Genomic DNA, 13,621 nt, shown 5'->3' with positions numbered 1-13,621 from the left:
ACGCCGCTCCTTAACGGGAGACGGCGTTTTTCTGAAGTGGAAATGCTTGTTTTTTGATGGGTTCACAAGGTTTCTTTCCAAGAAACCACGGATTTTTATTAAAAAAGTAAATAAATGGAATTGTTAGTGTGATAGTTGTAGCTGTGAAGAAAAACGTCCATGGCAATGTGTTAGCGATGTCTAAATCAATACCAACTCCGTAATGCATTCCGGCACGAACAAAATTCAAGATTGGCATGTGGACAAGTAATATGACAATAGAATTCTTTCCTAAAAACAGCAGTGTTTTTGAGTGTTGTATTTTTATTATGAACAAAATAAATGCTGCAATTCCAGTAATGGCCCCTACATAAAATAAAATACCACTGTCACCAATTATATTTCCTCTTAAGTCAACACGCTCTGAACTGAACGACTGAAGAATAAAGATAAATAAGAAAAGAATGCTCGATATCGGAATGACTTTACTCCAAGAAAGTTCTTTCCAATAATGCTTCGTTGCATAACCGAGTCCATAAAACACAAGAGCAGTTAATGCGACAAACGCATTCCAAGGTAATGCAAACTCAAGTGATGTAGTAAAGTAGCCAATTCCTCCACTTGTTGCTAAGAATAACAGTAAAAACTTTCCGGTTGTTATACGGTGGTATAGAAAGAATAATAATTCAACTAGAAATAAACATGTTAGAAACCAAATGGCGGGATTGTATGTTAACTGATAGTTCTCAGGTGTGGAAAGAAAAATCCCTACAAACGGATTTATTGGATTTACCCCTTCCCCTGGTGTGAATGAGAAATGGCGAAGAATAAAAAACCAAATAAGATAAGTGATTGCCGAAAAAAGGAAATAAGGTAACAACAAGCTTCGTGATTTCTTTTTAATAAAAGACCAAACGCTTATATCGCTTGGGCGAAAAACGGCTCCAGATAAATAAAAGAATAATGGCATATGAAAAGCAAATAAAAACGTCTTTAGAGTTGCATCCATTGGAGCGTGGCTCATTACAACAAGAATAATACCCAACCCTTTTCCTACATCAATCCAGTTAATTCGCTTGTCCATTGTTAATCACATCCTTTGCTAATGAACAAAAGTCCTTCTTTAAATGTAGTATACACACGTTAGATCGTTGAGAAACCTTGTGGGCAATACTTACATACAGCTTTACGTAACTACTGACTTTAACCTTTATTTTGCGGTAATTTTTGAACAGTGTTACAAGAATTGATATGGATATGATACGTTCGTAAAATAATGTTACAAATATGAGAAAATAAATTTTCGAAATAGAGGTTTAAAATGTTTTTACAAAGGGTAATAGATCTCAGAACTAAGAAATTTCCAGAAAAATGAAGAAGAAGAACCGGGTAAAAGGCTATAATTGTCGAACGCGAAATTTGATAGAGTAGGTACTTTCCTACCAATTTTTCGAATTTTGGATGATTATAGTTGACTGGAAAAACTCCCAGTAGCTACCATGTAAGTATCAACTATTTAGGAGGAGATTTATATGGCAGGAAATATTCGCGTAACACCTGAAGAACTTTTTACTAAAGCTCAAGAGTACACTGAAGCGAGTGGGCGCGTTCAAGATCTCGTTTCAACGTTGGATGGGTATAGAAACCAGTTAGAAGCGATGTGGGATGGTCAAGCTCGCGAAGCATTTATTGCTCAATACGATGAGCTTAAACCTTCATTTCAACGTATGGGTACACTTCTTGAAGAAGTTTCTCAGCAGATTAGAAGCACTGGACAAACGCTTCAAGATACAGACCAGCAGATCGCAAGCAATATTCGCGGCTAATAGGTTTTTAGGGCGCAATTATCGATTGCGCCCTTCCTTATGGAGGAATGTGATGTATATAACAGTTACGATTGATATGCACCGATATACGGGCAAGCGGTTTGACTTAAGGCTTTCAGACCAATATTCAGCTAAGAAAGTGGTTGACTTGGTATGGGGGATGGAAAATCTGAAGGCTCCTCGGAGAGATGGAAGTTGGATACGTATCCAAAACAAAGACTCCCATTTACATAGTACACAAATACTTGCACAAAATGGAGTGACAAATGGGGATCGCTTGGAGATTTTATAAGCATTTCTTGAAGGGGTCGGAGACGGGATGGAACAAAAGGCATTTTACTTAGAACAGAAAACCGGTGCTGAGTTTACAAAAGACTCTGGATCGGACACATATAAGCTAACATTTCAAACAGCTGAAGTAAAGTTATCCGATTCATTGGAAATCGAATTTCTAAAAGAAAAAGATAAACTGATTGATAGAGTTATTGAGGAAAAAGAAGACGAGCTCATTATAAGTGCAACACCCAAGATGCGGATGGTGCCATTTAGCCAATTCCGCAGAAAGTCACAATTTGCCAAGTTGACGATTGCTCACTCGTTAATCTCACTAGTGAAACAACATCAAACAAAAAGACTCAATTTAATTGTGTGCCCGGAAAACCTGCTTGTAAATGATAGTTTACTTGTTTCGTTTATATATTATGGTGTTAAGGAAAGCTTGCCTCCTTATGAACGAAATGAAGATAAGGTATTTTTAGAGCTGCAAACAACGCTTGCAGTGCTCCTGGATGGAGAGCACCGTTTTTCCGAGTACATGAATTTTACTGATACGATGAAGCTCTCTCCTCTCGCGAAGGATTTAATGGAATCTGAAACGCTAGACGGTTTGCTGGAAAAGATCGAATTATGGATTAAAGCAGAAGAGGAGAAAGATAGTCAATCGTATGCGCTTCCAAAAAAGAAGTGGACCATCTATAAAACGAGTTTTTTTGTAATACTATTTTTACTTGTTCCTACCTGTGTATACATCGTGTATGCGCTATTTTTTCTGCAACCTCGGTACGAAGCGTTTATTTCTAGTAATGAAGCTTTTTTAAATACAAATTCGAGCCAAGTGATTTCTGAATTAGAACCTTATAATCCAGAACAAATGCCCCGAGTGGTTAACTATCAACTTGCTCAATCTTATGTTGCAAATGAAAACTTAAATATGGAACAAGCGGCGAATGTTCAAAATACGTTGACGCTACAGTCGGCAGAACCATACTTTTACTATTGGATTGCTATTGGACGAGGCGATAATGAAGAAGCGAATGATATCGCCAAGAACTTGCAAGATGACCATCTCATCGTATATGCCAATTTAAAATGGCGTGAGGAAGTACGAGAAGATACAGATCTTTCAAGTGAAGACCGTGATGCTTTGTTATCTGAGATTGAAAGAGTGATTGATGATTATATGGAAGCATTGGAAGAAGGGGAACAAGATTCAGAGGAAGCAGCTTCACAGCCAAATGATTTAAGCGATGAAAGTTCAGAGGATACTGATGGTCAAGACCAGGATGAATCTTCTACAGATGATAATGAGGAAGAAGAAAACAATGATGATGAAGACGATAACGAGTAGGCTAAGTGGGGTGCAGCAATGAACAATGTCTGGATCATGTATGATACTTACATTCAACAATTAGAACTTAGTCAAAATGAGCGTTCGGTTGGGAATTCAGAAAATGCAGATGTACTAGTACCTGTGCTGCAAACTGAACACCGTCTTAAAATAAATGAAGATAACGAATTATGCCAAATCGAAACAGAAGGTATGGTGCGGGAAATTGGATCAGGGCAAACCTTTACTTATGAGGAAAACAAGCGCTCTGTCATGTTTTTATTTACAAATGAGGAGAGGAGCGCTAGAACGTATTATATAGGTGATCAAATACAATTCACTATCTCTAATGAAGATGGTGCAGATATTAAGGTGCCACATAAATACTCTCCAGGAACTTGTACCATTCAAAGAAAAAACGGTAAGTGGATTGTTCATCCTAAAAGTGGCACGACCTATGTGAATGGGCGTACGATAGCGGCCTCAGATGAATTAAGCAACGGCGATCTATTGTTAATTGGTTTGTGTTCATTTTCCATTCAAGAAGATGATCTATTAGTGATTGAATCTACCGAACAACTAGAAACACATTTGCATGAAATAAAGGTGCCGACTTCGGAAAGAAAAAAAAATTATCCTGATTACCGCCGGACGCCTAGAATTATATACGAAGAGCCAAGCGATCGAGTGACTTTTTCCATTCCAGGTCAAGAAGCGGATGAAAACCCTCGAGCATTATGGCTGATTATCTTGCCCCCACTAGTTATGTTAATTGTGATGGGGATTGTTGCACTATTAATTCCAAGAGGAATCTTCATTATTATATCGGTAACGATGTTTATGGTAACACTTATTACTTCAACCGTTAACTATTTTCGTGATCGAAAAACGCGTAAACGAAAAGAGGAAAAGCGCCAACGTGTCTATACAAGATACTTAAAGGAGAAACGAGAAGAACTACAAGAACTTGTAGAAAAGCAGCGCCATGTATTGGACTATCATTTTCCTTCATTTGAAACGAGTAAATACATGGTATCTAACTTAAGTGGTCGAATTTGGGAAAAAACGATAAATGATGAAGATTTTATGGCCGTACGTGTAGGGAGATCCTCTATACCGATAAGTTTTAAAGTTGCTGATCCTGGCGGAGATTTAGCAAACCGTGATCGTGATGAGTTATTAGAAGAAGGGGAAAAACTGAAAGACTACTATTCGAAAGTTGATCATGCACCATTAAGTTTGAATTTAGCCAGCGGCTCGATTGGTTATATCGGACAGTTGAAAACGGTGCAACGTGAAGTGGCACAGATGGTCGGGCAACTTGCGTTTTTTCACAGCTACCATGATTTGCGCTTCGTCGCAGTTTTTGGTGAAGACCAATATACGAGCTGGGAGTGGATGAAGTGGTTGCCTCATTTTCAATTGCCCCATATGTATGCAAAAGGGTTCATTTATAATGAGCGTACGCGTGACCAATTACTGACGTCTATTTATGAGATGATTCGTGAACGGGATTTGGAGCAAGATGGGAAAAGGAGATTTGGGCCACACTTTGTTTTTCTCATAGCGGATCGAGGACTTATTAGCGATCATGGAATTATGGAGTATTTAGAGGGGCCTAATAAAAACCTAGGTTTTTCAGTTGTTTTTATAACAGATGCACAAGAGAATATAACTGAGTATGTCCATACAATCGTTAAAGCGATTAATAAGAAAGAGGGAGAAATCGTTATACGTGATCGTAAAGCCGAACACAAACGTTTTGTTTTTGATGAACACCAAGATGAAACAAATGAATCGTTTGCGCGCACGTTAGCATCTTTAAATCACTTGAGAGGTATGAGCCGTTCAATTCCTGATATGGTTTCGTTTTTAGAGCTGTTTGATGTACGGCAGACGAAGGAGCTTGAAATTGGACAGCGATGGAAAACAAGTAATAGTGCGGAGTCATTAGCGGTTCCGGTTGGATTTAAAGCAAAGGATGATTTACTTGAATTAAATGTTCATGAAAAAGCCCACGGGCCACATGGATTATTGGCAGGAACAACGGGTTCTGGTAAAAGTGAATTTTTACAAACGTACATTTTATCGTTGGCTGTCCATTATCATCCTCATGAAGTTGCGTTTCTGTTGATTGATTACAAAGGTGGAGGCATGGCCCAGCCATTTAAAAACATTCCACATCTGTTAGGGACAATTACGAACATAAACGAAAGTAAGAACTTCAGTATGAGGGCACTGGCTTCAATAAAAAGTGAATTAAGAAAACGGCAGCGCCTCTTTGATGAGACAAAGGTTAATCACATTGACAACTATATGGACTTATATAAACAAAAAAAAGTGCTCGAGCCGATGCCTCATTTGTTTATCATTTCGGATGAATTTGCCGAATTAAAAAACGAGGAGCCTGAATTTATAAAAGAACTCGTCAGTGCTGCAAGAATCGGGCGTAGTTTAGGCGTACATCTTATTTTAGCCACACAAAAGCCAGGAGGAATTATCGATAACCAAATATGGAGTAATGCTAGATTCCGCGTTGCCTTAAAAGTGCAAGATGGTCAAGATTCCAAAGAAATTTTAAAAAATACAGACGCTGCTAATTTAACCGTTACGGGTAGAGGCTACTTACAAGTAGGAAACAATGAGCTGTATGAAATGTTCCAATCTGCCTGGAGTGGTGCGCCGTATTTACGAGAAACACATGAAGGGGAAGAAGATGTTGCACTTGTAACTGATGCTGGTCTTGTTCCGGTTTCGAATGTGCAAGTAGCTCCTAGAAAAAAACAAAAAAGCAAAACAGAAATGGAAGCAGTGGTAGAAGAGATTGTGGAGACAACTGAGAGATTAGCTATTCAAAAAGCATCAAGCCCTTGGCTTGAACCACTCGGTGCTTGGATCCAACCGAAGGAAAACAAGGGATTGAAGAAGTCTTTCACGATTGCTCTAGCAGACGAACCAGAGAAGCAAAGCCAGTTTGATATTACCTATGATTGGATTAAAGATGGCAATGTGGCTGTATTAGGTTCCGGTGGTTATGGAAAATCAACGACTTTAATATCAATGATCTTGCAATTCGCTCAGGTATTTTCTCCGGAAGAGCTCCATTATTATTTGTTTGATTTTGGTAATGGATCACTCTTGCCTTACAAGCAATTACCACACACTGCTGACTATTTAAAAATTGATGAAAAGCGCAAAATCGAAAAAGTGATTGCTTTACTTAAAGCAACAATTAATGAGCGTCGCGAGCTATTTCTGGTGAACGAAGTAAGTAATCTTACTATGTACAACGAGGTAAGTGATAAGCCGTTACCGTTTATCTTTTTATTTATAGATAATTTTGATTTAGTGAAGGAAGAATTTGAACACCTAGAATCAGTTATCACCCAAGTGTCACGAGATGGACAATCGCTTGGCATTTATACGGTTATAGCAGCATCTAGGGTCAATTCATTGCGACAACCATTAATGAATAATCTTAAAACAAAAATCATTCACTATTTGATTGATAAAGGTGAGGTTTATTCGATAATAGGTCGGAGTAAGTATGAGATTGAGCCGATTCCAGGACGCGTTATTATCTCAAAAGAATCTCTTTATTTCTCGCAAATGTACTTACCTGCTTCCGGAGTGAATGAACAAGAAATGATGGCTACTGCAAAAGAATTAATAGCACGTTTAAAGCAACAATTTGAAGGTTATTTGTTGCCAGAACCAATTGCGATGTTGCCGACGCAACTGCCTTTTAGTGCGTTTGAAAAACGGGTGGATGATACGAGAGGCGATATTCCGTTTGCACTTGATGAAGATACGGTGAAACCAGTATTTTTACAAACAGCTGCTGAACCGCATTTGCTTATTGTTGGACAGCCTAGAAAAGGAAAATCGAATGTTGGGAAAGTATTGCTGACCTATTATCTACAGCGTGAAGTAGATGAAATTGGTTTATTTGATGGAATGGATCGCAAAATGTCTAGTTATGCTGGACATGAACAGATTCGTTATATTGATCAGAAAGAACAGATTAAAGAATGGATTGGGTCTGTCGAAGCAAAAATGAAAGAGAGAGAGACTGAATACATGGACGCGTTAAATCGCGGTGATGCTTTACCTTCTTTTAAACCGCTACTATTGTTTGTAGATAGTTTGGCTCGTTTTCAACAAACAATTGATGCTTCGCTGCAAGATGCATTAGCTAAACTTATTAAAAATACATCCCATTTAGGGTTTAAAGCTGTGGTAGCAGGTAATGCGACAGATTTCACAAAAGGGTTTGATCCATTAACGGCAGAATTAAAGCTTGTACGTCATTACATTTTTGTCATGAAAAAAGGAGAGCAAACACTTACTAATCTTACATTCACGCGGAATGAAGAAGAAATTAAGCCAGGATTTGGCTACTATGTTGTAAATGGAATAGAGACAAAAATAAGAATACCAGAGGCTCCTGCCTAGGACAATTGAGGTGATGACAGATGGAAAAAAGACACACGGTCAAATTAGTTTTGCTTGTTGTTTTAATTCTAGCAGTGCCTGTTCTTTTTTATGAATACATTGGTCAAGAACCAATGCGGGAAGAAAAGCAAGCTTCTGGCAAGTTGGCTATTGTTAATGAAGACAATGGGTATCAATATGAAGAAAATGAATCGCTTCTTTTAGGTCAAGATATTGTATTGACCTTGCAAAATGATTCAGAATACGATTGGGATGTAACAAGTCGATCTGCTGCTCAGGCTGGTCTGGAGCGACGAGATTACGATGCAATTGTGTATATTGAATCATCCTTTTCAGAAAACGTAATGTCATTTCAGGACATGATCCCTAATCGAGCGGCAGTTCAGTATGAGATTTATAACAATCTAAATGCTGAGAATCAAGAGCGAGTGCAAAAAGAACTTGAGAGTGCACAGCTAAAAATGAACCAACAAATTAGTACACAATATTGGCGCTATGTTTCTGAAGAAGTAGATAGAGTTCGTGATAATTTTCAAGAAGTATTGCAAAAGGAAGAAGATTTCCTGGTTGAGATGTATGATTTCTATGCACCGAGCTCAGAACAGCTTGCTGGTGAGATTGAACAGCAGCGTGAACGACTAAGTAATTTATTTGCGAACTCTTCTGAGGCAACAGATTCTGCAGAGCGATCAGCACAGACTCTTGAAGAAGCACAAGAGAATTTTGAGGTCTTATCTGAAGCGATTAATATGTACATGACGTACCAAGATGAACAAACGGAGCTAATGCTTACGGCCCATAGTGAGAATGAATTGTTGATGAATGAGGCTCAATTAGCGTACCAATCTGCTTTGCAAGAAGGCACAAGTACAATCCAAGAGCTTCAAACACCGTTTGCACCAGAGTTGGTGAATGATGGTTCAGAAGTAGAGTCGTTGTTTCAAGGTTGGGCCATTAGTGCTTACATGTTTGGAAATGTGATGGACCAATTTAATCAAGAGATGGAACAACATTATGCTCGTTCGAATGAAGCCATTAATGGGTTACCTGAAGCGCAAGCAGATTTAATTGGACTTTATGCAACAGAAGAACAAGATAAACAATTTAATAAACAACTAAAAGACCTTAAAGAAGCTCGATGGAGCTTAACTGAAGAAGAGGACGGACCAGACAATCCAGAAAATCCTCGACCAGAACCCATTGAAGAAGAATGGGAATCAGTTGATGGAGAACAGCTATTAGCAGAAGTAAAAAGCACTCTTGGACAAATTAGAAATTTGGTCTATGAGTTAAATCCAGATAATCAACCTGAAGATGAGAACGATAATGAAGGGGGAGACGAGCCGCCAGGTGATGAACCAGAGGTGACCCCTCCAGGAGAAACGCCAGATCCTGAAGAGAGTGAAACCTCACCTCCTGATAATGGGAATGGGAATCCAGGGGATGGTGACGAAGGGGAATCAGAACTAGAACCTGAAGAACCATCAGTCGATGAACCCGAGGAGGAACCTACACCTGAAGAAGGAGAAGAGAGTAATGAAAACGAGGAACAGGCAGACTCTATTGATGATTTGGCATTTTTTCCGCCATTTCAGGTTCAGCTTGTAACCAATTCTATTACCGAACTCCAACTCATTTGGCAAGAAGCGATCAGTCTTTTGGAGAAGCTTCAAGATGAAGAACCATTGTCACCAATGGACCTTATTGAAACGGAAATTGATGATAGCAACGAGTACATTGAACGTTTACTTGCTTATGTGGAAGAATTAGAAGCATATACACAAGATCTTGAAGAAGAACTTGGAGAAGTAACACCGTCCCTCGTTCAGACAATCATTGATGCTGAAAATGAGCTGTTTAATGAGCTAGGATGGAGACCAACTGTAGCGAATGAACCGATTGTGGTAAGTGATTCTAGACAACTCATGAATTACTTTGGAGAATTGTCCAAGTTCGAATTAACAATTGCACAGAATGGTCAAATCAACGAAAATAGGATTCGTAGATTAATTGCAAGTGATAATCAGGTTGAGAAAGTGCAAGAACAAGTCAATCGATCAATTGCTAGCATAAATGGATTCATGGAAAATCGATCGGATATCGAAGGAGCAGGACAAACTGGAGAAGCGGCAGAGAAAGAATTCAATGCGTTTCTTGCAGATACAACGTCTGTTTTATCAGAACTTGAACAAGAAATAACGGAGGAACAACAAGCTATTCGTGAGCAATCGCTAGCGATTGCGGAAACAGTGGAAACAATCGGATCAAGTATAAGTTCTGATTGGAATTCACTCGAGGTTGGCCAGCCTCCAGTTGAGGACTTAAATGGTCAAATGGTTGTTTCAAATCAACAGACTTCGTTAGGTGAGATCCAACAATTAGGTAGTTCCGTGCAAACCTTGGAGGAACAACAAGGTGATGTCATTACCCGTACAGATGAAATGTTTGGTAGTATTGAATCTGTCCAGGCACAATCCGATGATTTAAATAATCGTTGGTCTAGTAATGTGGATAATACAGAGGTAGTTTATCAAGATATTCAAACCATTTTAGAGAATGCATTGTCTGATGGTCATCATAATGATTATGTGTATCATCATTTGTCTAGCCCAGTTCAAGTTAGTGGTGAACAAGCTGAAGGACCTGTGAAGCAGACAACTCCACCAATTGTCGTATTGGTCATATTATTGCTAACTAGTTTATTGATAGGGTTTTTGACTCATCAATATAGTTCCGTTCCAATCTCTATTAATCTTGCATTATTTGGGATTTTGTCCATTATTGTTGGATTGGTTATTAGCATTTATGGGTTAACGATTTACACAGTAAGTGGGAGTCAAGCAATCGAATGGACCATAATAACTGTGCTACTTGTTATCGTATCTTCAGGTTTAGTCCGGACAGCTTTTATGGCTGGTCCATGGGTAGGATGGCTGTTAAGTGTAGCGCTTATCCTCTTTTATACAAGTCCTTTGCTTGATATGGCGATGCCGAATTTCTCATCAAGTAACCCCGTGGCAGAGTTATATATATCGTTACAAGCAGGTTCACAAAATGCCTTTATGACCGGTTTCATTCCATTATTACTGCTTGCTTTAGCAGTAATCGCCGTGCCACTTATTCAGCATTTCGTTGTAAATGGAAAGAAAAAACAGGAGGATGAATATGAAATGTAAGTTTGTTATTGCAGTGATTGGAACATGCCTTTTCCTTGTGCTGCAGACAATCCCAAGCTCTGCACAAGAAGTGAATCGTGTAGAGCCTGGAACTTACAAAGAGAGGGAAGTTCTGCTTGATTTAAGAAAATATTCGACTGAAGTAGAACGCAAAAGCATTGATGTTCCAGAAGAACAACGGTATATTACATTTGATCAAATAAAAGAAGAGGAATATGAAGGTCTGCAGGTGGCTTTATTTACAGTTGGGGGCACGACCCAGGAAACTGAAAAAGAATCTGAAGCAGAGCAACTGGCTCTCTTTAATGAAGAAATGGATGTTAAACGATATATAGCAGCAGAGGAGCCTGCTTCTAATTGGCTACCATGGATTATGTCCGCGTTTGCTGCTGCGCTTATTGGTGTCTTATTGCTAGTAATCGTCCCTAAAATGAACGAGGTGTAGTATATAGTAAGAGCCTCCTGTTCATTTAAACGCTCTAGTGAGTAGTATAATGAGTGACTGAAAAGGCTGAGTTTTATACTCAGCCTTTTTGTAGATTTTAAGTGCTTTTATCATTGAGTAATAGATGTCGAATGTATCTGAAGAAAATGATAATCTAGTGATAGCTTAATTTGTTATGTGATAAGGAGTTGACAATTTGATACATATAGAAGAACTTTCTTTTTATCGAGAAGGGAAAGCAATTGTAAATAATGTGAATTGGAAGGTTAAAAAGGGAGAGCATTGGGCAGTTTTAGGAGCAAATGGATCTGGAAAAACAACGTTGCTTAAATTGCTAACTGGGTATGAATGGGCTAGTAAAGGTCGAATCTCTGTATTAGATAATCAATTCGGGAGGACCAACTTGCAGGAATTACGCAAAAAGATTGGTTGGGTTAGCGCATCTTTAGATCAGCGGTATCAAATGTATGAACATTTGCCTTGTGTGGATGTAATTGTCAGTGGTGTGCATGCATCAATTGGAGTGCATGAATCAATAACGAAGGCCGATGAGCAAAGAGCAATCGAACTTGCTCAATCCTTTGGCTTAGAGTCAACGATGTATCAACCATTAACCACATTATCACAAGGGGAACGAAAAAAAGTTTTCTTAGCGCGTGCAATTATAAATCGACCAGAATTACTTATTTTAGACGAGGCAACTAGCGGTCTTGATTTATATGCCCGAGAACAACTACTTGAAGAAATAGAGAGTTTACTAATGAAAGCAGATGCACCTACGCTCTTATACGTAACTCATTATCCTGAAGAAATTATACCGGCGATTAACAATGTGCTCTTATTAAAAGAGGGACAGGTGTTGGCAAGTGGTCAAAAAGAAGAAGTAATGACCTCGGAGAACCTTAGCAATACATTAGGGTTACCGATTGATGTGAGTTGGTCGAATGAACGTCCGTGGGTTAAACCGGTTCATTTTCTAGATGCAAAAAAAAACATGCTTAAGTATTAAGCGAAACGATAAAGTAAAACAAACGCATCGACTGTTCTGTTAGCAATAGCAATAAAGAAGCTTGCCAACGAGTTTTGTCAGGCTTCGTTGACAAGCTGAAGTAATAAGTATATGGTTATTTAACCATCTTTGAAGAATAAAGTTGAGACAAATCCCCTGTTCTGCGAAAGTGACTAGCGCTTTTTCCAGTATATCGTTTAAACACTTTGTGGAAATAATTATCATCGAGATACCCTACATCAGTAGCGATTTTCTTAACAGAGTAGTTTGTATGAAGCAACAAAGTACACGCTTTTCGAATGCGCAACTCTGTTACATAATGCATCGGTGGTTTATGGACATGTCTTTTAAATAATCTAGTTAAACTATAACGGGACAAGCCAATTTGTTCCGCAATATCATCTAAGGAGATTTGGCGATGATAGTTTGCTTCAATATAATTTAACGCTTGTTGATAGTGATAGGGGTCTCCTGGTGGAGTTTCCTCGGTCAGTGCACGGAAGCATTCAAGAAGAAATAAATAACCTTGTGAAGCAGCCACGTACGGATCTCGTAAGCGGTCTGCTTTTGTTTCTGCATAAATAGCAAAAAGGGACCGGATTAAAGGAGAATTAGGTTCCATTTTTAATACAGGACCTGATTTTCGGACGAGGCGCTCCCATATATCTCGGACAGTAGGTCCTTGTAATGCGATATAGATAAATTCCCATGGCTCCTTTGCTTCTTTTGGATAGTAGTAACGGTGATCTCCGGGAACCGTTACTAGAAACGCTTGATGTTGGCGCAGTTCGTACTTCCTGTCATCTATTTCTAAGATTCCACGACCAGAAATGGTGTACTGAAAAATAATCGTATTATTATCAATAAAACGTGCATTACCATCCCAATAATAACTGGGACTTGTTTGTAGTTCCCAACCTATATTCCATAAACTCAGCAAACCCGTTTCGGGGAAAAATTGAAACGTAAAAGAATGAGATCCTCGTGTAAACAATGGCTTCTTATCCATAGACGATTCCTCCTTAAACATATTGTCAAAACGGTCTAGACCGCAAAAAATTACCCCTATTCGCAAAAATCTTACTAGATTAAAGAAAGCGCTTGCATTGTATACTAGTCGTAAGT

At 38.7% G+C, this 13,621-nt stretch carries 9 protein-coding genes; 7 read left to right on the top strand and 2 right to left on the bottom strand.

Going from position 1 to position 13,621, the window contains the following annotated elements; all coding sequences use genetic code 11:
- Nucleotides 1-10: 10 nt before the first annotated feature.
- Nucleotides 11-1,063 (bottom strand): acyltransferase family protein, encoded by a 1,053-nt coding sequence (locus tag BK584_RS10070; RefSeq protein ID WP_078392477.1) that lies wholly within the window; start codon nt 1,061-1,063, stop codon nt 11-13.
- 448 nt (nt 1,064-1,511) lie between these two features.
- On the opposite strand from BK584_RS10070, the gene BK584_RS10065 reads away from it, so the two are divergent.
- From BK584_RS10065 to BK584_RS10035, 7 genes are all read left to right on the top strand, one after another.
- Nucleotides 1,512-1,805: a WXG100 family type VII secretion target gene (locus BK584_RS10065; RefSeq protein WP_078392476.1), complete on the top strand. Its 294-nt coding sequence runs from the start codon at nt 1,512-1,514 to the stop codon at nt 1,803-1,805.
- A 52-nt stretch (nt 1,806-1,857) separates the two neighbouring features.
- Complete coding sequence (gene yukD, locus BK584_RS10060) at nt 1,858-2,097, top strand: ESX secretion system protein YukD (protein WP_078392475.1); 240 nt, start codon at nt 1,858-1,860, stop codon at nt 2,095-2,097.
- A gap of 27 nt (nt 2,098-2,124) precedes the next feature.
- Nucleotides 2,125-3,432, top strand: coding sequence for a type VII secretion protein EssB (essB, locus tag BK584_RS10055; RefSeq protein WP_078392474.1), 1,308 nt, complete (start codon nt 2,125-2,127; stop codon nt 3,430-3,432).
- Nucleotides 3,433-3,450: 18 nt separating this feature from the next.
- Nucleotides 3,451-7,866: a type VII secretion protein EssC gene (essC, locus tag BK584_RS10050; protein ID WP_078392473.1), complete on the top strand. Its 4,416-nt coding sequence runs from the start codon at nt 3,451-3,453 to the stop codon at nt 7,864-7,866.
- 20 nt (nt 7,867-7,886) lie between these two features.
- A complete protein-coding gene (gene esaA, locus BK584_RS10045; RefSeq protein WP_078392472.1) occupies nt 7,887-11,042 on the top strand; it encodes a type VII secretion protein EsaA in 3,156 nt (1,051 codons plus the stop codon).
- Nucleotides 11,032-11,487, top strand: a complete 456-nt coding sequence (locus BK584_RS10040; protein ID WP_078392471.1) for a type VII secretion EssA family protein — start codon at nt 11,032-11,034, stop codon at nt 11,485-11,487. Before esaA ends, BK584_RS10040 begins: the two co-directional genes overlap by 11 nt.
- 196 nt (nt 11,488-11,683) lie before the next feature.
- Nucleotides 11,684-12,496: an ABC transporter ATP-binding protein gene (locus BK584_RS10035; protein WP_078392470.1), complete on the top strand. Its 813-nt coding sequence runs from the start codon at nt 11,684-11,686 to the stop codon at nt 12,494-12,496.
- 115 nt (nt 12,497-12,611) lie between these two features.
- Here the strand turns inward: BK584_RS10035 and BK584_RS10030 are convergent, their stop codons facing one another.
- Nucleotides 12,612-13,505: an AraC family transcriptional regulator gene (locus tag BK584_RS10030; protein WP_169871179.1), complete on the bottom strand. Its 894-nt coding sequence runs from the start codon at nt 13,503-13,505 to the stop codon at nt 12,612-12,614.
- Between the last annotated feature and the right edge of the window lie 116 nt (nt 13,506-13,621).

Source organism: Shouchella patagoniensis (genome assembly GCF_002019705.1).
In the GTDB taxonomy this organism is placed as follows: domain Bacteria; phylum Bacillota; class Bacilli; order Bacillales; family Bacillaceae_D; genus Shouchella; species Shouchella patagoniensis.
Note: the sequence above shows the minus strand (reverse complement) of the source record. Positions and strands in the feature narration are given on the sequence as shown.